The organism is Rhizobium redzepovicii, assembly GCF_019793435.1.
GTDB classification, from domain to species: Bacteria; Pseudomonadota; Alphaproteobacteria; order Rhizobiales; family Rhizobiaceae; genus Rhizobium; species Rhizobium redzepovicii.
On sequence record NZ_JAILYH010000018.1, the window covers coordinates 17513 to 40306 of the forward strand.

22 protein-coding genes are annotated in these 22794 nt (G+C 61.0%); 16 read left to right on the forward strand and 6 right to left on the reverse strand.

The window, feature by feature from the left end; genetic code table 11:
- Window positions 1–14: 14 nt before the first annotated feature.
- The 7 genes from K6N12_RS25670 to K6N12_RS25700 all read left to right on the forward strand — a co-directional run bounded on the left by K6N12_RS25670 (window position 15) and on the right by K6N12_RS25700 (window position 7304).
- Window positions 15–734: an ABC transporter ATP-binding protein gene (locus K6N12_RS25670; RefSeq protein ID WP_222148995.1), complete on the forward strand. Its 720-nt coding sequence runs from the start codon at window positions 15–17 to the stop codon at window positions 732–734.
- A complete protein-coding gene (locus tag K6N12_RS25675; RefSeq protein WP_064649814.1) occupies window positions 734–1453 on the forward strand; it encodes an ABC transporter ATP-binding protein in 720 nt (239 codons plus the stop codon). Before K6N12_RS25670 ends, K6N12_RS25675 begins: the two co-directional genes overlap by 1 nt.
- On the forward strand, window positions 1440–2303 hold the full coding sequence (locus tag K6N12_RS25680) for a branched-chain amino acid ABC transporter permease (protein WP_064649813.1): 864 nt from the start codon (window positions 1440–1442) through the stop codon (window positions 2301–2303). The genes K6N12_RS25675 and K6N12_RS25680 overlap by 14 nt, the downstream gene beginning before the upstream one ends.
- 9 nt (window positions 2304–2312) lie before the next feature.
- Window positions 2313–3398, forward strand: a complete 1086-nt coding sequence (locus tag K6N12_RS25685; RefSeq protein ID WP_222148996.1) for a branched-chain amino acid ABC transporter permease — start codon at window positions 2313–2315, stop codon at window positions 3396–3398.
- Entirely contained in the window at window positions 3391–5157 is a 1767-nt protein-coding gene (locus K6N12_RS25690; protein WP_222148997.1) for an FAD-dependent oxidoreductase, read from the forward strand. Before K6N12_RS25685 ends, K6N12_RS25690 begins: the two co-directional genes overlap by 8 nt.
- Window positions 5153–6037: an intradiol ring-cleavage dioxygenase gene (locus K6N12_RS25695; protein WP_179867191.1), complete on the forward strand. Its 885-nt coding sequence runs from the start codon at window positions 5153–5155 to the stop codon at window positions 6035–6037. Before K6N12_RS25690 ends, K6N12_RS25695 begins: the two co-directional genes overlap by 5 nt.
- Before the next feature lie 955 nt (window positions 6038–6992).
- Window positions 6993–7304, forward strand: coding sequence for a DUF736 domain-containing protein (locus K6N12_RS25700; RefSeq protein ID WP_003554568.1), 312 nt, complete (start codon window positions 6993–6995; stop codon window positions 7302–7304).
- Window positions 7305–7592: 288 nt separating this feature from the next.
- Here the strand turns inward: K6N12_RS25700 and K6N12_RS25705 are convergent, their stop codons facing one another.
- The gene (locus tag K6N12_RS25705) at window positions 7593–7859 is read right to left on the reverse strand and encodes a WGR domain-containing protein (RefSeq protein WP_179867192.1); all 267 of its coding nucleotides are present in this window, start codon (window positions 7857–7859) and stop codon (window positions 7593–7595) included.
- A 480-nt stretch (window positions 7860–8339) separates the two neighbouring features.
- Between K6N12_RS25705 and K6N12_RS25710 the strand changes: the two genes are divergently transcribed.
- Window positions 8340–8657, forward strand: coding sequence for a hypothetical protein (locus tag K6N12_RS25710; RefSeq protein ID WP_064649809.1), 318 nt, complete (start codon window positions 8340–8342; stop codon window positions 8655–8657).
- 373 nt (window positions 8658–9030) lie between these two features.
- Here the strand turns inward: K6N12_RS25710 and traG are convergent, their stop codons facing one another.
- The 3 genes from traG to traC are packed head-to-tail and all read right to left on the reverse strand — an operon-like array spanning window position 9031 to window position 11501.
- Window positions 9031–10998, reverse strand: coding sequence for a Ti-type conjugative transfer system protein TraG (gene traG, locus K6N12_RS25715; protein WP_222148998.1), 1968 nt, complete (start codon window positions 10996–10998; stop codon window positions 9031–9033).
- Window positions 10985–11200, reverse strand: a complete 216-nt coding sequence (gene traD / locus K6N12_RS25720) for a type IV conjugative transfer system coupling protein TraD (protein ID WP_097629522.1) — start codon at window positions 11198–11200, stop codon at window positions 10985–10987. The genes traG and traD overlap by 14 nt, the downstream gene beginning before the upstream one ends.
- 4 nt (window positions 11201–11204) lie before the next feature.
- Window positions 11205–11501 carry a conjugal transfer protein TraC gene (gene traC, locus K6N12_RS25725; RefSeq protein WP_097629523.1) on the reverse strand — a complete coding sequence of 99 codons (297 nt, stop codon included), beginning with the start codon at window positions 11499–11501 and terminating at the stop codon, window positions 11205–11207.
- A gap of 255 nt (window positions 11502–11756) precedes the next feature.
- Here traC and traA point away from each other — a divergent pair, with 255 nt between their 5' ends.
- The 4 genes from traA to K6N12_RS25745 are packed head-to-tail and all read left to right on the forward strand — an operon-like array spanning window position 11757 to window position 17414.
- Entirely contained in the window at window positions 11757–15080 is a 3324-nt protein-coding gene (traA, locus tag K6N12_RS25730; RefSeq protein WP_222148999.1) for a Ti-type conjugative transfer relaxase TraA, read from the forward strand.
- Entirely contained in the window at window positions 15077–15643 is a 567-nt protein-coding gene (gene traF, locus K6N12_RS25735) for a conjugative transfer signal peptidase TraF (RefSeq protein WP_003554553.1), read from the forward strand. Before traA ends, traF begins: the two co-directional genes overlap by 4 nt.
- Window positions 15633–16787, forward strand: coding sequence for a conjugal transfer protein TraB (locus K6N12_RS25740; protein WP_097629525.1), 1155 nt, complete (start codon window positions 15633–15635; stop codon window positions 16785–16787). Before traF ends, K6N12_RS25740 begins: the two co-directional genes overlap by 11 nt.
- Window positions 16788–16802: 15 nt before the next feature.
- The gene (locus K6N12_RS25745) at window positions 16803–17414 is read left to right on the forward strand and encodes a TraH family protein (protein WP_003554549.1); all 612 of its coding nucleotides are present in this window, start codon (window positions 16803–16805) and stop codon (window positions 17412–17414) included.
- Window positions 17415–17428: 14 nt separating this feature from the next.
- Here the strand turns inward: K6N12_RS25745 and K6N12_RS25750 are convergent, their stop codons facing one another.
- Both K6N12_RS25750 and K6N12_RS25755 read right to left on the reverse strand, forming a co-directional pair.
- Entirely contained in the window at window positions 17429–17806 is a 378-nt protein-coding gene (locus tag K6N12_RS25750) for a DUF5615 family PIN-like protein (RefSeq protein WP_222135032.1), read from the reverse strand.
- 5 nt (window positions 17807–17811) lie between these two features.
- Window positions 17812–18435 carry a DUF433 domain-containing protein gene (locus K6N12_RS25755; protein ID WP_003554546.1) on the reverse strand — a complete coding sequence of 208 codons (624 nt, stop codon included), beginning with the start codon at window positions 18433–18435 and terminating at the stop codon, window positions 17812–17814.
- Between the two features lie 485 nt (window positions 18436–18920).
- Here K6N12_RS25755 and K6N12_RS25760 point away from each other — a divergent pair, with 485 nt between their 5' ends.
- Genes K6N12_RS25760 through K6N12_RS25775 form a run of 4 tightly spaced genes read left to right on the forward strand, consistent with a single transcriptional unit; the run spans window position 18921 to window position 22758 of the window.
- Window positions 18921–19964, forward strand: a complete 1044-nt coding sequence (locus K6N12_RS25760; protein ID WP_222135064.1) for an ABC transporter substrate-binding protein — start codon at window positions 18921–18923, stop codon at window positions 19962–19964.
- 9 nt (window positions 19965–19973) lie between these two features.
- Window positions 19974–20873 carry an ABC transporter permease gene (locus K6N12_RS25765; protein WP_222135033.1) on the forward strand — a complete coding sequence of 300 codons (900 nt, stop codon included), beginning with the start codon at window positions 19974–19976 and terminating at the stop codon, window positions 20871–20873.
- Entirely contained in the window at window positions 20870–21673 is an 804-nt protein-coding gene (locus K6N12_RS25770) for an ABC transporter permease (RefSeq protein ID WP_003554540.1), read from the forward strand. The genes K6N12_RS25765 and K6N12_RS25770 overlap by 4 nt, the downstream gene beginning before the upstream one ends.
- Complete coding sequence (locus K6N12_RS25775) at window positions 21670–22758, forward strand: ABC transporter ATP-binding protein (RefSeq protein ID WP_097629527.1); 1089 nt, start codon at window positions 21670–21672, stop codon at window positions 22756–22758. Before K6N12_RS25770 ends, K6N12_RS25775 begins: the two co-directional genes overlap by 4 nt.
- The last annotated feature ends 36 nt before the right edge of the window (window positions 22759–22794 follow it).

Consider the following 22794-nt stretch of genomic DNA (forward strand, 5'->3'; position numbering starts at 1 on the left):
TGGGAGGAATGGGTTTGGCAATTCTCGAACTCGATGGGGTCTCGAAGAAGTTCGGCGCATTGACAGTCGCCAAGCAGATTTCCTTTGCCGTCGGCGAAGGCGAGGCGCTGGGGATTATCGGGCCGAACGGCGCCGGCAAGTCGACGCTGTTCAATCTGACCACCGGCAATATCCCCGCCGACAGCGGAAGCATCCGCTTTCTCGGCGAAGATGTGACGCGCACGCCGCCGATGGCGCGCTGCCTTGCGGGAATGGGCCGCACCTTCCAGATCCCGCAGCCGTTCGAAAAGCTGACGGTTTTCGAAAACCTCCTGGTCGCCGGCGCCTTCGGCTCGCGGCGACGCGAGGCCGAGGTGTCGGACCGCTGCGCCGAAATCCTGGTGGATACCGGGCTGATCGATCAGGCGAATGTGCTGGCCGGAAGCCTGTCGCTGCTGCAACGCAAGCGGCTGGAACTGGCCCGGGCACTGGCGACGGAACCGAAGCTGCTGTTGCTCGATGAAATCGCCGGTGGACTGACCGAGGGCGAGTGCCGGTCGCTGGTGGCCACCATCCGCGCCATTCACGCGCGCGGCGTTGCCGTCATCTGGATCGAGCACGTGCTGCACGCGCTGAATTCCGTCGTCGAGCGGCTGCTGGTGCTGCATTTCGGCAAGGTCATCGGCATCGGCAAGCCCGAGGACATCATGGCGTCGCGCGATGTGCGTGAAATTTATCTGGGGATCGAGATCTGATGGCGCTTCTCGAAACCAGAGGCTTGACCGCCTCCTACGGCGATTTCCAGGCGCTATTTGGCATCGATATCATCGTCGGCGCCGGCGAGACCATCGCCATCATTGGCGCCAACGGGGCCGGCAAGACGACACTGATGCGCTCTGTCTCAGGCGAGCTCACCAATGCGCCGGCGTCGATCCTTTATCGCGACGAACCGATCGGCGCACTGCCGGCACCGGACATTCTGGCGCGCGGCGTCGCCATGGTGCCGGAAGGTCGGAAACTCTTCCCGTCGTTAAGCGTCGAGGAAAACCTGCTGATCGGCAATTATGGCCGCAAGGTCGACGGCCCGTGGACTCTCGAAAGCATCTTCGTGCTTTTCCCGATCCTGAAGGAGCGGCGCAATAATCCGGCAACGGCACTTTCCGGCGGGCAACAGCAAATGGTGGCGATCGGTCGCGGGCTGATGTCCAATCCGGCGCTACTGCTCTGCGACGAGATCAGCCTCGGCCTCGCCCCGGTCGTGGTCCGCGATATATACGCCGCCTTTCCCAGGATCCGCGAGACCGGCGCTTCGATCGTCATCGTCGAACAGGATATTGCTCAGGCGCTGAAGGTGGCCGACCGCGTCTACTGCATGATGGAGGGGCGCGTGACGCTTTCCGGCCGCGCCTCAGACCTCAGCCGCGACGACATCCACAGGGCCTATTTCGGGACGGATCACCATGAACTGGCTTGATACCATTCTCCAGGGCGTGCTGCTCGGCGGGCTTTACGCGCTGTTTGCGGCCGGCTTGAGCCTCGTCTTCGGCATCATGCGGCTGGTCAACCTCGCCCATGGCGACCTGATCGTGCTTGCTGCCTTCTTGATCTTGATCCTGGTGACGACGCTCGGGCTCAATCCCTTCGTGGCTGCCGCAATCGCGGCGCCATTGATGTTTGCCATCGGCTGGGGCCTGCAATATTTCCTGCTCAACCGCACGCTCGGCAAGGATATCCTGCCTCCGCTGCTCGTCACCTTCGGGCTGTCGGTCGTGATCCAGAACGCCCTGCTCGAGGGATTTTCCGCCGATAGCCGCCGCGTCTTTGCCGGCAGCCTAGAAAGCGCCTCCGTCAATCTCGGCCCGGTCACCGCCGGCATCATGCCGCTGATGACCTTCATTTCGGCCGTCGCCGTCATCATCTGCCTCAATCAGCTGATCTATCGCACATCCGTTGGCCGCGCCTTCCGGGCGACCTCGGACGATCCGGTGACGGCAGGGCTGATGGGAATTCGGCCGCAACGCATCTTCGCCATGGCGACGGGGCTTGCCATGGTCGTGGTGACGATCGCCGCCCTCTATCTCGGGACGCGCGCCAATTTCGATCCGACCTCCGGGCCGGCGCGGCTGATCTATGCCTTCGAAGTGGTAATCATCGGCGGGCTTGGGTCGCTCTGGGGCACGCTTGCCGGCGGCATCATCCTGGGCGTTGCCCAGACGGTGGGTGCCGCAATCAATCCGGAGTGGCAGATCCTTGCCGGTCATCTGGCATTCCTCGCCGTTCTCCTGTTCAGACCGCGCGGCCTTTTCCCGCGCGCAGTGGATTGAGGTGCATCGATGACCATGGCCATTCCATCCTTCACCGTCGAGACACGCACCAGGGCATCAGCATTGTCCGCCGTGGCAGTGATTGCTCTCTTGCTGCTTGCCTTCGCCGCACCCTTCATTGTCTCGCGCGGCGTCATTCAGGACCTGTTCTTCATCCTCACCATGCTGGTGCTGGCGCAGAACTGGAACCTGCTTGCCGGTTATGCCGGGCTGATCTCGGTCGGCCAGCAGGCCTTCGTCGGCTTCGGCGCCTACACTATGTTCGGCTGCGTCATCCTGTTCGGCTTCGATCCGATCGCGGCCATCCTGATTGCCGGCGTGTTTTCGGTTGCCCTTGCCATTCCCACGGCCTTCTTCACCTTCCGTCTCTACGGTCCCTATTTTGCCATCGGCACCTGGGTGGTGGCCGAGGTCGTGCGGCTGCTGCTGGCCCAGTGGAAGGCGCTCGGCGGCGGCACCGGCACCTCGCTGCCGCGCGATGCGACGCGTGAGATGATGGGTGTCGGCGCGATGCGCGACCTCTTCGGCATGAAAGCTTCTGAGGCGGGCGATGCGCTGACTTACTGGATGGCGCTGATCCTCGTTGTCGCCACAATCGGCTTCATCTATGGACTTCTGCGCAGCAAGCAGGGCCTCGGTCTCGCGGCCGTCCGTGACAACGAACAGGCCGCCCGCGCCGTCGGCGTCGATGCGCGGCGGACGAAGATGTTGGTTTATCTCGCCACCGCCTTCATGACGGGCATTGCCGGGGCGTTGATCTACGTGCAGAAGGCCCGCATCTCGCCGGACGCAGCCTTCTCGGTCACCGACTGGACGGCCTATGTCATCTTCATCGTCGTGATCGGCGGTATCGGGACGATCGAGGGACCGATCCTCGGCGTCATCATCTTCTTTCTCTTACAGAACCTGTTGGCCGACTACGGCTCCTGGTACCTGCTGGTGCTCGGCCTTCTCGGCATCGCCACTATGCTTCTCGCGCCGCGCGGCCTCTGGGGTTTGTTCTCCGAGCGCACCGATATCCAGCTTTTTCCGGTTCGCCGCGTCCTGAAGGGCGGGCCGCTCAATCTCACGCATAGGGGAGGGCCTCATGGCTGACATTACCACTGACGTACTCATCATCGGCACCGGCCCGGCAGTCTCCGCCACCGCCGCACTGCTCTCGTCCTACGGGGTCGAGAACCTGGTGATCAACCGCTACCGCTGGCTCGCCAGCACGCCGCGCGCCCACATCACCAACCAGCGCACCATGGAAGTGCTGCGTGATCTCGGTCGCGATGTGGAGGACGAGGCTTATATGTTCGCGGCTGAGCAAGACCTGATGGGCGAGAACGTGTTCTGCACCTCGCTCACCGGGGAGGAGATTGGCCGGATGAAGAGCTGGGGCAAACATCCGCTATCGCGCGCCGAGCACCAGCTGTCATCGCCGGCTCATATGAACGATCTGCCGCAGACCTTCATGGAGCCGCTGCTGTTCAAGACGGCCTGTTCGCGTGGCAGCCAATCGCGCATGTCGACGGAATATCTGAGCCATGCGCAGGACGAAGACGGGGTCATGACAACCTGTCTCGACCGGCTGACCGGCAAGGAATTTACCGTCCGATCAAAGTATCTGGTCGGTGCCGATGGCGGCAATTCCAAGGTTGCGGAACATGCGGGCCTCACATTCGAAGGCAAGATGGGTGTTGCCGGTTCGATGAACATTCTGTTCAAGGCCGATCTGTCGCGACTGGTCGCCCATCGTCCCTCGGTGCTTTATTGGGTGCTGCAGCCGGGTGCTGATGTCGGCGGCATCGGCATGGGGCTGGTGCGTATGGTCAGGCCCTGGGACGAATGGCTGATCGTCTGGGGTTACGATATCAATCAGCCACCCCCTTCGGTGGATGAAGCGCATGCGAAGAAGGTCGTGCGCGACCTGGTCGGCGATCCCGATCTCGAGATGACCATCAAGTCGGTCTCGACCTGGACCGTCAACAATATGTACGCCACGTCAATGTCGAATGGCCGCGTCTTCTGCATGGGCGACGCCACCCACCGCCATCCGCCGTCAAACGGGCTCGGCTCGAACACCTCGATCCAGGATGCATTCAACCTCGCATGGAAGCTGGCTTTCGTCCTCAAGGGCACCGCTGACCCGAGGCTTCTCGATAGCTATCAGGATGAGCGAGCGCCTGTCGCCAAGCAGATCGTCACCCGCGCCAACAAGTCGATCGAAGAGTTCGGGCCGATTTTCAAGGCGCTTGGTCTGCTTGATTCGATTGATCCGGTGAAGATGCAACAGAACATGGATGCCCGCTGCAACAACACTGTCGCGGCCGAGGAGCAACGGGCCGCGATCCGCAAGGCGATTGCCGACAAGGTCTACGAGTTCGATTGCCATGGCGTCGAGATGAACCAGCGCTATCGATCCGGCGCGATCGTAACGGATGGCCAGGCGGAACCGGCCTTCGCCAGGGATCCGGAACTGCACTGCCAGCAGACGAGCTGGCCAGGGGCAAGGCTGCCGCATGCCTGGGTATATTCGGCGACAGGTGAAACGCTGTCGACGCTGGACCTTGCCGGACATGGCAAGTTTACCGTGCTCACCGGCATTGGCGGGCAGGGCTGGATCGAGGCCGCCCGAACCCTTGGGAAGGAACTGGGCATCGATATTGCCGCACACCTGATCGGTCCACGTCAACCCTGGCAGGACTTCGCCGGCGACTGGGCGAATATGCGCGAAATTCGAGACAGCGGCGTCCTCCTCGTGCGTCCCGACCATCATGTCGCCTGGCGAAGTGAAGCGATCGTTGAAGATCCGTCAGCCGAGCTGCGACGCGTGATGACCACGGTTTTGGGGAGACACGGCAATGATTGACGCACATGAAAAGGGTTTCTTCACAGAAGAGAACTCTGTCGAGGTGGTCACGAGCCGTAACGCCACCGCCAAAGACCAGCGCCTGAAGCGCGTGATGGAGGTCGTGACACGCAAGCTGCACGAGGCGGTGAAGGAGCTTGAGCCGACGCAGGACGAATGGATGGAGGCAATCCTCTTTCTCACCCGCACAGGGCACACATGCAACGAATGGCGACAGGAATTTATCCTGCTGTCGGACGTGCTCGGCGTATCGATGCTGGTCGACGCCATCAATAACCGCAAGCCCTCAGGCGCCTCCGAAAGCACTGTTCTTGGCCCGTTTCACGTTGCCGACGCGCCGGAACTGCCGATGGGTACCAATATCTGCCTCGATCAGAAGGGCGAGGACATGGTGATTGGCGGCCGCATCCTCGGCACGGACGGCAAGCCGGTTGCCGGCGCTGTTATCGACGTCTGGCAGGCTAACGACGAAGGCTTCTACGACGTGCAGCAGAAGGGGATCCAACCAGACTTCAACCTTCGCGGCATCTTCCGCACCGGCGCGGATGGCCGCTATTGGTTTCGAGCCGTCAAGCCCAAATATTACCCGATCCCGGACGATGGACCGGTTGGTAAGCTGCTCGGCGCGCTCGGTCGTCATCCCTACAGGCCCGCTCACCTGCACTACATTATCAAGGCCGACGGCTTCGAGACACTGACGACGCATATTTTTGATCCGGACGACCCGTACATACACTCTGACGCCGTCTTTGGTGTGAAGGAGAGCTTGCTTGCCAAGTTCCAGCACGTCGAAAATTCGGTGCGCGCTAAAGACTTCGGTTTCTCTGGCAAGTTCTGGCAGATAGAGCACGATTTCGTGCTGGCCCGGACCGAGGAGTAGCATTGCTCGCCAGCCGGCGTTCTGACGAAGAAGGCCGTAATGGCCAATGCAATGGAGATGATCGCGCCGCAAGGGAACGCGGCTCGAGTTCCGTCAATCATAGCCGCAGCAGCATCAGCGCCAGCCAACGCGTCATTTGAGCTGGTCTTTGCGGTTGCATGCGTCCAAATGGTATGCCCATACACAAGTTCCATAACGTTGATTACGCCGCAAAATATGTAGCCGGCTACCTCAATCTACAGGTACCCCGTCGTTTGACAACGATGACGCCACGCATCTGCGGGGCGAAGAGCAACCTTCGACTAACTGCACGCGACGATGGCATATGTGCAGCGACGGGCAGCCCCCTGGCATCGAGAGCCGTCATCCGTGCCTCGGCCATTTTGCGTGCGCCCGACTGGTTTGGGTAATCGCCCCAGCGGTCGAAAGCTTCCGGGTTTCGCCGATCGGTGGCCACAACTTTCTGGGGCGGCCTGATTTCGACGATAGACGGCTTGGCGCGACGCATGGATCTCCGGGCGGCGAACCGCAGCTCGGCAAACCACATTGATGACAAAGGGCAACTGCCCGGCCGGGTGAACTCGTCGCATCCGGGTTCGACTCTATGACTTGAGGACAGAGCACGGGCTTGCCGTTGCAGTGTATCGGTACGGCAATATCGAGACGCTGGCCCCATGTCCAGTACCTCCCATTGCTGTCGTGGGCCGCTCCTCCGCGGGCTCGATGAGGCATGTCTGACCGGAGACCGGCTGCGCCTCGATCGTCTTACCGCAACGGCCATTCGCAGATTTCTTACCCCGGACGTCACGTCCTCCTCTCCCGCTAACAAATCTGCGTCTTGCCGCCCTCCATTTCATTTTGGCCTTATCAGGTGCGGTCCGATCGTCACCGGTCTTTGCGACAGCCATCGAGGCCGCGATGGGCGCGGCCCGATACACACGAAAGGAACTTGAACATGGCTACCATCGGCATCTTCACCGCAAACGAAAACGGCTTCACCGGCTCGATCCGCACTCTCGCGCTCAACGTCAAGGCCCGCATCGCCCGCGTCGAAAATCCATCCGACAAGGGTCCGCACTTCCGTATCTACGCTGGCAACGTCGAGCTCGGTGCGGCCTGGCAGAAGCGTTCCAACGAGAGCGACCGCGACTACCTCTCGGTCAAGCTGGACGACCCGAGCTTCCCGGCCCCGATCTACGCGACGCTTTCGGTGGTCGAAGGCGAGGACGACTACCAGTTGATCTGGTCCCGCCAAAACCGAGACTGAGATCCCGCTGGCCCCGCCGCTTGAGGCGGGGCCAGCGGCCCGCTTAGAGAAAGCCGACAATCGGCCTCGAGGCCGCCCACGACCCTTTAGAGCGGATACCAGTGATGAGCGCACTTAAATGGAAGACATCACGCAACAATTCGCCAACTCCATACCGCGACTGGCCGATATCGTTCCTCAGCGAGGTCGGCGCGGCACTCTTGAGACCTACTGGAACCGGCGGCAGTGATGTGCCAGCAGGGGCCGTTTCGGCGGTCGTGGTAATGCTTCAAGACCGAGGCGATCGGATCATCCCTGCAAATATCGGAGAGTTGATCTTGGCTGATAGCCGCGGGCACGTTTTTGCTTCACCAGGGCGAGGAACAGGCGAACCGCTTCCTCCTCCCGTTCGAAGACGTGCTGTTTCTCCTGGCCATGCTGGCCGATGCGTCCCCATCGCCGGATCAGGCAGGCTTCTCCAAACATTGTCTGCCCGATTTCCATGGCGTAGTAGCGCGCCATGTTCTTTGCCGGATCAGCGCGTTCGATATAGAGGTGGTAGGGCTGTGCAAGCATGCTGCCATGATCGCCAAACAGTATTGCGACGTCCAACGACACATTTGAATCAATCACATGCGACCGATTCAAGTTTGTGATGGATGGCACCGGGGCGAGGCGCCATTGGCGCACGGCTCTCATCGCATCGCGACCGAGGCCAGCTGGCGGTCTTCGCCGGATCCGGTCAAGATCCTCTTGCAACGCAAAGCAGACTGTGCACGAAATCGTCGTGTCGAGCTTGCCGAACCGTCTAATGTGGCCAGCAATGCTGGCAGGCGGTCGCGTCCTTTCAGGACGCGGTTTTATCTCTCTGACTGCCCATTGTGCACCCGCCGCTCCGGCGTCAAGGACATCGCGGCCCCTCCAATTTTCCGCACCGCAGGCGGCACAGAAAATCGGTTCCTCCGCTCGCCGCGTGGCGGCCGCGTTCCGCAGTCCCTGACCCCTCGCGAGCTACGATGCGGCCCCCTTTCGTCAGAAAACGAAAAGGAGACTCTGATGACAAGGCATGAAATCAATCAAATGGATGGAGAAGTCCCCAAGCTGCGGCCTCAACAGTCGGACTTGCTTGAAAATTTGCGTCATAATTTCGATGCGGAAGTCCATCTTCCAGCCGATATCCCACGCGAATTTCTGTCGGCAGCGTTACTCTTTGCGATCGACAAAAAGGTGGATTTCGGCTTGTTCCATCAGGCCGACCGGATCATCATCGCATATTTCGGCGGCGACGAAATTTACCTTCCGTCCCGGTGGTCCGATAAGCGCTGGCATATCGGTGTCGAGGATAGAGAGCCGTTCTTCGATCCCGCGGGTTGAGACCCAGACCAGAGGCGGCCGCCGCCTCTGGTCTTTGCCTTGCCTTATGACCCGGTTCGGCCGGATCGACCGACCGGCTCGGCTGCGAAAGGGGGGCTGCGCCGCCCCTCTCAAGCTCACCCCATGACGGAAGGGCAAGCCCCTCCTTCAAACTTTCTCCCATGGGGATAGAGGACGGTTCACTCCTCCCTTTCCCCAAACCCCTATTCCTCTCCCGTCGGATGGAGGCACAGCAAATTGGCGACGCCGATCACCGCCGCCCAGACGACGAGTGTTGGAATGCTGCGCCGCAAGCGGCCCGACGACGACCCCACCGTTTTCCGAACGGCGTTACGATTCGTCGCCAAACAACTCCCCTAAATCCTGGCAGACGCTACCGGCGTAGTTTCATCGGAGTTTTAGGATCTATCGCATTCTTGTCGCCGCTGACCGGTGAATGAAACCGGTTCTCGCCGACGCAAGCCCTCATATCGTCACGACGGAACCAGATCGCACGACCGCATCGAAGCGGCGCATTACCTGCCGTGAACACGATCTGCTCGTCGGCCCGCATGCGCAGAACTTCGTGCGGCTGGATGAGCGGTCTGGCGGCAAGTTGTTTCGAACGCGTGTGCGATGAACCCTTCGACTGGACACTGCGACTGACCTGATCGATCTCGACCGTCGTCATGCCGCAACGCCGCGAGATGTAGTCGGCCGTTTCAGGATCGTTGATGGCAGCAAACGAGATCCAGCTCGCACTCTCAAACCATTTGCTCGCCGCGTCGCGGCCGCCATAGGTTTCTCGCATCTGGCCGATCGACTGGTAGATCATTGTCAGCGTGATGCCGTATTTTCGGCCGGCGTCACGAGCCGTCTCCAGAATCCGCATGTAGCCCAGGCGTGCCACCTCGTCCAAAAGGAACAGCGCCCTCCCGTTCAACGCTCCATCACGATTGTAGATCGCGTTCAGGAAGGACCCGATGATGACGCGAGCAAGACCCGAATGCGTCTCCAGCGTCTTCAGGTCGATGTTGATGAAGACATCCGTGTTTCCCGCGGAAATGTCCTTGGTCGAAAAAGTCGACTCCGAGACAAGCGCCGCATAATTCGGATAGGATAGCCAGTGCGTCTCCTTCACCGCATTCGCGTAAACCCCGCTAAACGTTTCTGGGGTCATATTGACGAAGGCGGCGACGTTCTCCTTTACGAAGTCGGATATCGAATTGTCGTAGATCGACTGCAATCGCGCGCGCAGCTTGGGTTCGGGCTCGGACAGATTTTTGCGGACCTGACGGAGTGTCTGGTCGTCCTCTTCGGTGCGGCCGGATAGACAGACGTCGGCGATCAATGCGGTCAACAGCTGCAGCGCCGATGCGCGAAAGAAATCGTCGCGCACGCCGCGAGCGCCGCCGCTGTCGCTCATGATCCATGAGGCAACGGCGGCAATATCCTCTTCCTTCGTGCGGCCATGAAGCCCGATCCAGTCCAGCGCATTGAAGCCTGTGTCGGGCGTTTTTGGATCGAGGATACGGACGTCGCGTCCTGCATTTGTCCGATGCTCGATCACCATGGGCGCGACTTCGTTTGACGGATCCAGCAAGACCAATGTACCGCCCCATTTAAGGGCGGTCGGGATCGTCACCGACGTCGTCTTGAAACCGCCTGAACCGGCAAAGACGATACCGTGCGAGGACCCGAACGAGCCGTCGAAGCAGAGAAGCGGCGACTTGCCGCCAGCACCCCACGTCTCCACGCTGTCCGCCCGGAACGACTGCTTCGCCGTAATGTCCTTGTCGACGCGGTAGCGCTCGCCGATGACGATGCCGCCGGTATCTGGAAAAAGCTTTTCGGCCTCCGCCGATTTCATCAACTCGGCTTCGCCATGCAGTGCGCGCCTTCCTCGAATGCGGCGTGGCTCAGAGCGCGCGAACGCCGCATTGCCGACAAGTGCTACGCGAAGTGCAAAGCCGGCAGACGTCAGCGCCGCCCCAGCCCCGATCATCGTTGCCGGGTCTGCATAGGAGAGCGCCGATCGAACTGCCGGAAAGTGGTCGAAAATTGCGGAAAGTCGCACGGTCTCGCGCAGCGCAGCGATCACGATCGTCGCACTGCTGCCGCCGACAACGCCCCATCCGGCAAGCTTGATGTTCGTTGAGCCGGTGCTCGCGAACAGAAAGATGATGCCGGCGGCGCCTGACGCGATATAGGGCAAGGCGATTCCAGTCCGACCGAGGATCAGTCGAGCTGTCTCGGTTTTCCCGAATTCGGAAAGCCATTGTTCGAAACCCGTCATGCCGATGGTGACCAGCATCATCAGTGCTATGGGTACGCTGACCAGCGCGATCTTATTCGTCGTCATTGCCGAAGGCCTCCGCTCCGATCGCCGTGAGCCGGGATCGCTCGCCCTCATCGCTCCTGATGCGTCGTGCTGTTTCGACCAGTGCCCCGAGCAGCAGCGCGCGCTTTTCGTATCGTAGGCCCGCCTTGACGATCAGCCCGCCAAGTTCGATCTTTTCGCGTGTATCCTTCTTGCGGGCCTCGAATGTCCTCGTCCTCGCCATCCGTTCAAGCCTCGCTATCGCCGCCCGCAGCCGTGCCAGACGCGACCGGTATGGCATGTGCCCCTTTGCGACTATGCTCGTTTGCCCCCTTTTCTTCGGTCGGAAGGACTTCGCCCCTGCGAAACCGTTCGGCCAGGTGCTCAAACGCTGCCTGCAGCTCGTTTTCGTCAACCTCGATCTCGCCAAGGCCAGCCTTGAGCGCGATCCGCCCGATTCGCTTCGCTTCGAGAGTCTCGGCGGTTTTAAGTTGCTCTTGCAGTTTGGCGATTTCGTCGCGGATTTTCGAGGAGTGTTTCTTCATTCCGGATGGTCCCGTGTCTGTCGTTTCGTCTTCGAACCTTTGTGAGGTTCCTCCAGACCGGCTTGCCGATCTACCGACACTAATGCGAGTAGGCGCAACCTGCGCTTCCGGTCATGATCCCGGCCGTTCCGGAGGAGCGGCTTCCAAGGGCGCAATTATACGTCGCTGACGCGACGCCCTTGCTCGAGGCCGATCTGGCCCGCCGCTTTCGACGAACTTCGATGAACTCGTTCGCAACCGGGAAAGTATCGCGCCGTGGCCGTCCCGCATTTCTCCGTCAGCATCGTCGCCCGTGGCTCCGGCCGCAGCGCCGTGCTGTCGGCGGCCTACCGTCACTGCGCGAAGATGGACTTCGAGCGGGAAGCCCGGACGATCGACTACACGCGCAAGCGTGGTCTCCTGCATGAGGAGTTCGTCATTCCGGCGGGGGCTCCCACATGGCTGCATGCCATGATCGCCGACAGGTCGGTGTCAGGAGCGTCCGAAGCCTTCTGGAACAAGGTCGAGGCGTTCGAAAAGCGATCGGACGCGCAGCTTGCCAAAGACGTCACCATTGCCCTTCCGATCGAGCTCTCTGCCGAGCAGAACGTTGCTCTCGTCCGGGATTTTGTGGAGCGGCACATCACGTCGAAGGGCATGGTCGCCGACTGGGTCTATCATGACGCACCGGGCAATCCGCATGTCCATCTGATGACGACGCTCAGGCCGCTGACAGAGTATGGGTTCGGCGCAAAGAAGGTCGCGGTGACCAGTCCGGACGGTAACCCGATGCGCAACGATGCCGGCAAGATCGTCTATGAACTCTGGGCCGGAAGCGCGGACGATTTTAATGCGGTTCGCGATGGTTGGTTCGCCTGTCAGAATAGGCATCTTGCCCTTGCGGGTCTCGACATCCGCGTCGACGGGCGGTCCTTCGAGAAGCAGTGCATCGAACTGACCCCGACCATCCATCTTGGTGTCGCCACCAAGGCGATCGACCGCAAGGCGGACCAAGCCGACGCAAGGTCGTCGGCATGGTCGCCAAAGCTCGAACGCGTTGAACTGCAGGAAGACCGCCGCGCGGAAAATGCCCGACGCATACAGCGCCGTCCGGAAATCGTTCTCGACCTCATCACGCGGGAGAAGAGCGTCTTCGACGAACGCGACGTGGCGAAGATCCTGCACCGCTATATCGACGATGCCGCTTTGTTTCAGCACCTGATGATGAGGGTTCTGCAGAGCCCGGAGGCGCTGCGTCTCGAACGTGACCGGATCGACTTTGCGACGGGTATCCGGACAACAGCCAAGTACACGATGCGGGAGATGATCCGGCTTGAAGCCGAGATGGTCAACCGGGCGATCTTGCTGTCCGAGCGCGCCTCTCATGGCGTAGGCGAGGCGCTGCTGGAGGTGACGTTTGCGCGCCATGCCCGTCTGTCGGATGAACAGCGGACGGCGATCGAACGTGTGGTTGGCCGCGAACGGATCGCCGCCGTCATCGGCCGCGCCGGCGCCGGTAAGACGACGATGATGAAGGCGGCCCGCGAAGCCTGGGAAGCGGCTGGCTATCGTGTCGTCGGCGGTGCGCTTGCCGGCAAAGCAGCCGAGGGCCTGGAGAAGGAAGCCGGCATTCAGTCCCGCACACTGTCGTCGTGGGAGCTGCGCTGGAACCGGGGCCGCGACCGGATCGACGCGAGAACCGTTTTCGTGCTGGACGAGGCCGGCATGGTGTCGTCCCGACAGATGGCGCTCTTCGTCGAGGCCGTCGTCGAGGCCGGTGCGAAACTGGTTCTGGTCGGCGACCCCGAACAGCTGCAGCCGATCGAGGCGGGAGCTGCCTTCCGGGCGATCGCCGACCGGATCGGCTATGCCGAACTCGAGACGATCTATCGTCAGCGCCAGCAATGGATGCGCGACGCATCGCGCGATCTGGCGCGCGGCAATGTCAGCCAAGCGGTCGATGCCTATCGTGACCATGGGCATGTCAGGGGATTGGACCTCAAGGCGCAGGCAATCGAAAGCCTGATCGCCGATTGGGATCGCGACTACGATCCTTCGAAGAGCAGCCTGATCCTCGCACACCTTCGGCGCGATGTTCGGATGTTGAACGATATGGCTCGCGCCAAGCTGGTCGAGCGCGGCATCGTCGCAGTCGGCTTTGCCTTCAAGACCGATGACGGAACCCGCATGTTCGCGGCCGGCGACCAGATGGTGTTCCTGAAGAACGAGGGTAGCCTTGGCGTCAAGAACGGCATGTTGGCCAAGGTCATCGAGGCTGCACCTGGACGGCTCGTGGTGGCGCTTGGCGAAGGGGACCATCGCCGTCTGGTCACGATCGAGCAGCGCTTCTACAACAAGCTCGATCACGGCTATGCGACGACGATCCACAAGAGCCAAGGCGCGACCGTCGACTGCGTCAAGGTGCTTGCATCCCTCTCGTTGGACCGTCACCTCACCTATGTGGCCATGACGCGCCATCGCGAGGATCTCGCCGTCTATTACGGCCGACGCTCTTTCGGCAAGTCCGGTGGCCTTATCCCGATCCTGTCGCGCCGCAACGCCAAGGAGACGGCGCTCGACTACCAGAAGAGCTCTTTGTACGGCCAAGCCTTGCGCTTTGCCGAGGCGCGAGGCCTGCACCTCATGAACGTCGCCCGCACGATCGCCCATGATCGCCTCCACTGGGTCGTCCGGCAGAAGCAGAAACTCGCCGATCTCGGCGCCCGCCTGGCGGCGATTGGCGTGAAACTCGGACGCGCCGCCAGCGCCAAGACATCACCCAAACCGACCGCCAAGGAGTCGAAGCCCATGGTATCTGGCATTTCTACTTTCCCGAAATCCATCGATCAGTCCGTCGAGGACAAGCTCGCAGCGGATCCAGGTCTCAAAAAACAATGGGAGGATGTCTCCACCAGGTTCCATCTCGTCTACGCCCAGCCGGAAAGCGCCTTCAAGGCGGTCAATGTCAACGCGATGCTCAAGGATCCGACGATCGCCAAAACCACGCTGGCGAAGATCGCCGGCGAACCCGAGCGCTTCGGTGCATTGAGGGGTAAGACGGGCGTGTTTGCCAACCGGGGCGACAAGAAGGACCGCGAACGGGCGATCGCCAACGTGCCGGCCCTGGCCCGTAATCTCGAACGCTATCTTCGCCAGCGTGCCGAGATCGAACGCAAGCATGAGACGGAGGAACGCGCGGTTCGCCGGCAAGTCTCGGTCGACATCCCCGCGCTCTCTGCGCCCGCAAAGCAAACGCTCGAGCGCGTGCGTGATGCGATCGACCGCAATGATCTTCCCGCCGGTCTCGAATATGCACTTGCCGACACAATGGTGAAGGCCGAACTCGATCGGTTCGCCAAGGCCGTCTCGGAACGGTTCGGCGAACGCACCTTCCTCGGCATCGCGTCGAAGGATCCGAGCGGAGAAACTTTCAAGTCCGTCACGGCAGGGATGAACCCCGCGCAAAAGGCGGAGGTACAAACCGCCTGGAATTCGATGCGTACCATCCAGCAGCTCTCCGCTCATGAGAAAACGACCGAAGCGCTGAAGCAGGCCGAGACCTTGCGGCAGACCAGGAGCCAGGGACTTTCGCTGAAATGATTCCGACAATCACGCGCCAGCGCCCGACATACGAGAAAATACGCCCCGCCGCGGCGCTATTATTGGCCACGGCCTTGCTCGCCCTTGGCTTGTTCGTCGCCGCCACGGTCGGCGGGTTCCGCATCAATTTGACGCCGAGCGAACCGCTCGGCCTCTGGCGCGTCGCGGGACTCGATCGGCCCCCCGCCGTCGGCGATGTCGTCTTCATCTGCCCGCCGGAAAACGACAGGATGCGCGAGGCCCGACAGCGCGGCTATCTGCGCTCCGGTTCGTGCCCGGGCGATTTTGCCCCACTGATCAAAACGGTGATCGCCACCGAGGGTCAAAGGGTGGACATCAGGTCAGCCATGTTCGTCGATGGCATCACCGTGACAAATTCGGCAGTTGCCAAAGCAGATGGAAAAGGTCGACCGCTTTCGGCTTTTGCGAGTGGCGCCGTGCCAGCGGGACACGTCTTTCTGCATTCCGGTTTCGCGGGCTCCTACGATTCCCGCTATTTCGGTCCACTGCCCGTGTCCGGCATCCTCGGCCTGGCGCAAAAGGTGCTCACCTATGCGCCGTGACCACGTGGGTACCGCGGCGCTGATCGGCCTTGCCATCGCGGCCGCCTCGATCGGATGGAGCGGCCAGGTGCTTCTCCTGCCAACCGCCCTCGCCTTTCCTGTATTATGGACACATGCACCCAATCGGATGGCGGCGGGGCTGGTCTCTGCGGCATATTTCCTCGCGGCCTCACATGGGCTGCCGCAAGGGGTAGCCACCTTCTATTCGTCCGACCTTTGGCCAGGACTGCTGCTCTGGCTCGCGGCATCGGTCAGTTTTTTCGGGGTCCACACGGTGCTTTGGACATCGGTTCGCACCAAGAGACCCCATCGGTACGTGGCCGCTGGCATCATGATGGGGCTACCCCCTTTCGGCATAACCGGGTGGGCGCATCCGATCATGGCGGCGGGCGTTCTTTTTCCGGGATGGGGGTGGTGGGGACTGGCAGCCACGACAGCCGGCCTGATCGGCCTCGTAACCCGGATCTGGCCGGCTGTCGCGATCGCCTTGGCAGGCGCGTGGGCTTGGTCCGCCGCAACCTGGACCGATCCAGAGGTGCCTCACTCATGGCGCGGCGTCGATTGGCAAATGGGCGCTTCGCTCGGACGCGAGGCCGGACTTCAGCGACAGCGTGACCTGATCGCAACGGTGCAAAAGGAGGCGAGCGATGGTGTTGGCTATATCGTCCTGCCGGAAAGTGCGCTCGGCTTCTGGACGCCCACCGTCGAACGGTTATGGACCAGGGCCCTGGCCGGCAGTCCCGTGACGGTGATCGCCGGCGCGTCCGTTATTGGCGCGGATGGCTATGACAATGTTTTGGTGGCAGTGTCGGCCGGAGGCGGCCGCGTCCTTTATCGTCAGCGCATGCCTGTCCCCGGCTCGATGTGGCAGCCGTGGTGGGGCGATAGCAAAGGCGCGCCGGCAGACTTTTTTGCAAACCCGGTGGTCGTCCTTAACGGCTACAAGGTCGCGCCGCTGATCTGCTACGAACAGCTCGTTGCCTGGCCCGCCCTGCAATCCATGTTGCACGATCCCGATGTCATCGTCGCCGTCGGTAATGGTTGGTGGACCGCGAATACCTCGATCGTCGCGATCCAGCGGGCCAGTGCCGGGGCCTTCGCGCGCCTCTTCGACAAACCGCTCGTCATTTCATTCAACACCTGAACTCGGGAGGCAGTCATGCTCGATACCGCGATGATACAAAAATGCGCCGATCCCTCACTGACGCCTGCCATTGTCGAGCAGTTCGTCCAGAGGGCTGGCTCCTCGGACCCGTTGGCGGTTACCGTCAAAGCCGGTGAGCGGCTGATCCTCGTCCCGAAGGTGAAAACGCCGGACGAGGCGATGGAGCTTATCCGTAGATATGTCGGCCAGGCCGTGGTCCGCGTCGGGATCACCCAGGTCCCGGCTGGCATCGGCGTCAAGGATGTCTCTGAGCTCAAGTCTGATCTTCTACAGGCTTGTGAAAATCTGCGCCTCGGAACGGGGATGTTCGCCAAAGTGGTGAGGATCGTCGCCAAGTGGTACGGCAATCCCACCGACAGGCAAGTCTTTCCGCAAATATTCGAGGATGCCGTCTATGCCTGGAAGACCGGCGAGTTCGAGGGCGTGAGCGTGTTTCGGGCCGATGATCCCGGCTTATCTGTGAAATTGACCGTCCCACCCGTGGCCGAACAAGACCCCCACACCGATAGCGCGCCACCCTTTTCGAAGCTCAAGGAGAGCGAGAATAGCGGTGGTGTCGGAGCAGCGGAAATGCGGATCGATCTGTCCCGGATTGGCGCTAAATAAGCTTTGGAAAGCGTCTAGGTTTCCGGCAGCAGATAGCGCGTCAGAACGGCGGTATCCTCTTCGATGGTCACTTCCAGCACCTCGTTGACGAGATATTGCACCCCTGCCAGTTCCCGCAGAATAAGAATAAACAGTTCCCGTTGAAGCGCAGGTAGGACTTGCGGCACGATAATCACGAGACCCGCGTGTAGCTGTTCGTTGGCGTGGAGCTTGCGAAAGTCGCGAGCGTTGTTCGTCACGAAGGTGAAATCTTCCGCGTCGATCCGAGGCATCAGGTCCCAGTCGGTCTCGCCGCTTAACCCCAACCAGTTGACATGAAAACAATCGTGGCCGTGGTCTTGAGCCACGGCCACGAGTGATGTGTGGAGGCATTCGTCGATCAGAAATTTCAAGAGGACTAATCCGACGATTGTGGAAGGCGCTCATTTCCGAGCCGAAGACGCTTTTCCGACTTCACCTTCAAGCCCAGCTCCGAAAGTTTGCGTGGCCGTCCCCGAACGGGATGTGCTGCTGTCCAGATGTCAGCAAGCTCCACCATTCGGCCCGTCAGCGAAGGATAGCCTTCGACGATTTCCTCGGTGCTCGCGCCTTGGGCCTTCATCGCGGCGATTGTTCGCACGGGAACGCGGGTTCCCTTAAAAACCGGTTCGCCGCCGACAACCCCTTTGACGCTCTGGATCAATTTTTCAGCCTCTCGAAGCGCCTCGGCGCGCGCGGCCAATTGCTCTCTTGCCCGCGCGACGTCGATGATAAGGTAATCGTCGGCCCTTACGGTATCGGCTCCGGGGTTCTCATCGATGGTATCGAACAGTCGTTTACGGCGCTCGGCAGATAGGATCGATCCAACGCCGTACCAGAGCTTCAAGCGAAGCAGATCCTCTTCGGTGAGGGCTCGGCCCTCGGTGCTGGACGGACGATTGGCGACGATCCGCTTGTCGATCGCGTTGTGCACCGACTTTATCGCAATCTCGCTGACAGCGGCGGCCTCGGCAGGCGTGTAGGCGTGTGAGACAGTGACCATAATCATTCTCCTTGAGAAGAATATATAAGGCAGCTGATGGTCGCAGTAAAGCGATGATGTTGCTGGCCACGAATTGCGGCATCGACATCGCGCGTGAGCGTTTTGCGGGCTTCATCGAGATGGTGCCGCACGGTTCCGCCTCTGGTATCGGCGACTATCGCCGTTCCGAAGCCCGGCCTTCCTCGTCTTGCCCACGCCAGGCATAGCACCGCGCGCGGCGAGAGCACGGGCCCTGGGGCGGGCAGCCGACCATGTTCATTCGACCGAAAGCGATCCGCGGGAAGACAACGCCGAACAGGATGCGGCGCCAAGCTTCGAGACACTACCCTGTGAATGCGAAATCGTCATCGCTGCCACTGTCGGGAGAAAACCGCGATAGCCCCGATTGATAGCTGCGGAGCAATAATCTTCGACGATCATTATTGGACCCTCGGCCGCCGGCTGTCCACCATCCCCACCGCAACAACAAAAAAGCGAGACGAGCCATGGGAACAAAGCAAAGCCGGATTCTCCTTTCGGCGATCATGACAGCGATCCTGTCCACCCCTTTGCGAGCAGAAACGCTCGTGGTCAACAGCTACGGCGGCCCCTACGAGGAGATCATAGAACAAGCGATTATCGAACCGTTCGAGGCCAAGTTCGGTATCGATGTCATTTATGATCCAGTCGGCTCGGCGTCGCAGGACTATGCGAAAATCAAGGCGACCGGGGGCCGACCGGAGTTCGATGTCGTCGTCATGACCGCTTCGCAGTCGCTGCAGGGCTGCCGTGACGGCGTGCTGGAGAAACTTGACGCGGCTGCGATCCCGAACCTTGCCAAACTCATGCCGAGATTGTCAGCCGCGGCCGGTCCCTGCGGTGCGGTGCACGAAGTGCAGTACATGTCGCTCCTCTACCGGAAGGACAAGCTTGCCACGCCGTCGTCCTGGTCGGCGCTCCTCGCCCCCGAGCTGAAGGGGAGGATCGTGCTGCCGACGTTTCAAAACATCATGGCCATCTACCTCGTGGAGATGATGTCCGTGATCAATGGTGGCGACCTTGTCGACAATCTCGATCCGGGATTCAAGGCGATGGAAGCCGTCGCCAGGCAATCCATCGGATTCGAACAGTCATCTGCCATTCTCGAAAGCTACATCAAGGACGGCACGGTCTGGGCCATGCCTTTCTGGAACGGCCGCGCTCAACTCCTCGTCGATGCCGGCTTACCGGTTGACTACATCCGTCCCAAGGAAGGCACCATTCCCCTCATCGCCACGCTCAACGTGCCCGTGGGTGCGCAAAACAAGCAATCGGCCATGAAGTTCATCGATTTCTTCTTGGAAAAGACAAGTCAGGAAGCCTGGATCGGCGGCTATAAGGTCGGGAGCGCGCGAACCGACGTAGAGGTCCCGGAGGCGATTCGCGCGCGGCAGATCACCTCGGAAGCTGACCTTGAGACCCTGCTCCTTCCGGACCTGTCGCTCGTCGCCGAGCGCCTGCCGCGCTGGGCCGAGCAGTGGGACCGCGATGTCGTTCCCCAGGCAGACTGAGAGATCGCGATGAACACCATCACAGTTGCGGTTCCGGCGGCGTCTCTTTCTCCAATCCGAAGATCCTACAGTTTTATGGCTTTGACGCCAGCTGCCCTATTCCTGAGCGTCTTCTTCGCGCTTCCGATGGGAATGATGATCGGCATCAGCTTTTCACAAGAGGAGGTCGGTGGATTTTCCGTCGAGAGCTACCGACGGTTTTTCACCGATGGGCTTTCGGTTGCAGGATTCTGTCGCACGGCCGTCATGTCCGGACTGGTCGCGATCGCGGTTACCGTGCTGGGGTATCCGGTCGCCTATTTTCTGGCTCGTTCCAGAAGCCGGTGGCGCGCTCTCGTCTTTGCCCTTGCGCTTGCACCGGAACTTGCGGGCGTGGTGCTGCGGACCTACGGATGGCTGATCATTCTGGAAGACCGCGGCTTCATCAACGATGTTCTCCTTGACCTCGGTCTCATTTCGTCGCCGCTTCCGCTTTCGAAGAATCTCTTTGCGGTCGTGGTCGGCCTGACGCACGTCGTGTTGCCGTTCGGCATTCTCTCGCTGATGACGAGCATTCAGGGCATCGACGAAAGTCTGGAGCGCGCGGCTCAGATGCTCGGAGCCTCGCGCGTCTCCGTCGTCCGCCACGTCATCGTCCCGCTTTCCGTTCCGGGACTTGTCAGCTCGCTGCTGCTTTCGTTCACCATGGCCGCGAGCGCCTACGCGACACCCGCACTCCTTGGCGGCGCCGGTTTCAAAGTCCTGGCGACGATGATCTCCGAGCAGGTCCTCTTCTACGTCGACTGGCCCTTTGCCGCCGTCATGGCCAACGCGCTTCTCCTTCTGATGCTGGTGATCTCGTTCGTTGGCGTGCGGTTTGAAGCGCGGCACCGTACCAAACGAAGCGGCGCCGGGGGGGCCACGTCATGAACTGGCTACTCTCGGTCCTCTTCCGGCTCATGCTAGCCGGCGTCCTCACCTTCATCACGCTGCCACTTGCCGTCGTAATAGCGGCCTCATTCAGCCCGACCTCCGCAGTCACGTTCCGGCCGTGGGAGTGGACGGCGCGGTGGTACGGCGACCTTGTCTCGGAGCGCTGGCTTCTGCCCTTTCTGCTCAGCGTCAAGATTGCGGTGATCGTCTCTATCGTCAGCGGCATCATCGGCGTCATGGCAGCCTATGCCGTCTTCTATGAAAAGATACGTGGCAGTGAGGCGGCGATGTCGGCGCTTCTCTCGCCGCTGTCGGTGCCGCAGATCGTCAAAGGCGTCGCGATCGTCCTATTCCTGTCACTTGTCGGGCTGCAGTCCTTCCTTGGCACGCCTGCGCTCATCGCCGCCCACATCGTCCTCGCCCTACCCTTCGTCGTGAGAATGGTGGCGACGTCTATTGCGAACTTCGACCGCAATCTGGATCGGGCGGGTCAGATCCTGGGGGCGAACAAGCGTCAGCGGGTGCAGTACATTCTTTTGCCAGCGATCAGGCCTGGTGTGCTGTCAGGCATGACCTTCGCCTTCATCATCTCCTTCAATAACATTCCGCTGTCGGTGTTCCTGGTTCGACCAGGCGATACGACGCTGCCGATCACCGTCATCAACTACCTCGAATACAGCCTCGATCCGGTGATGGCGGCAGTCAATGTCGCGTCGATGATTTTCATCCTCGCGGTGATCTTCCTTTTTGAAAAGATCGGCGGATTTTCCGTCAAACTCCATGGTGGCAGCAAATGAGCAGCGTCGATATTGAACTCGTCTCCGTCAGCAAGTCCTTCGGGGCGGTCTCCGTCGTGAAGGACATTAGCCTGCAGATCCCGCAGGGTGAGTTCGTCAGTATTCTCGGACCTTCCGGCTGCGGGAAGACGACAACGCTCAACATGATCGCCGGCTTCAACCAGCCGTCGGTCGGCGATATCAGGATCCGCGGGAGGAGCCAGGGCCGCATTCCACCAGAACGGCGAAATATCGGCTTGGTGTTTCAGAACTACGCGCTCTTTCCGCACATGACGGTCGCCGACAACGTCGGCTTCGGCCTCAAGATGAAAGGCACGGCGAGATCGGAGATCGAGACGAGCGTGGCATCGGCACTGCGAAGTGTTCATCTTGACGACTACGGCGCGCGCTATCCGAGGGAATTGTCGGGCGGACAACAGCAACGCGTGGCACTGGCGCGTGCCATCGCGCCACGCCCATCCGTCCTGCTCCTCGACGAGCCGCTCTCGAATCTCGATCTGAAGCTTCGAGAGGCCATGCGGCTCGAACTCAAGGAGCTCCAGCAGCAGCTCGGCATGACGTTCGTCTACGTGACGCACGACCAGGAAGAAGCGATGGCGATGTCCGACCGGATCGTGGTGATGTGGCAGGGGGTCATTGCCCAAACGGGCGGGCCCGCTTCGATCTACCGTCATCCGGCGAGCTCATTCGTGGCGGATTTCATCGGGAAATCGAACATCCTCACCATCGAAGGGACGAGCGAGCAGGAAACCACCCTCGACCTTCACCTGTCCGGGAGCGCGATCAGCTTGCGGGCAAAGCGCCCGCCGAACCGTCAGCAAGCCCGCTTCTGCTGCATCCGGCCCGAAGACATCGCGGTGCTGAACAACACTGGTGACGCCGGCGGGTGCAGCGTCAATCGTCTGTCCGGAACCGTGCGCCGAGTCATCAACCTCGGTCCGTCGCTGGAGCTCGCGGTCGAGATCGATCCGCATGTCGTCTTGACGGTGCTAACACGCTCATCGCTGTCGGCCTCACTTCCGGTTATGGGCGACGTCGTCGCGCTTTCCATCGACCCGGACGACATCCAGGTCCTGCCGGAATAGCCGATGGCGATCGATACGCCACGCCTATCAATCCGA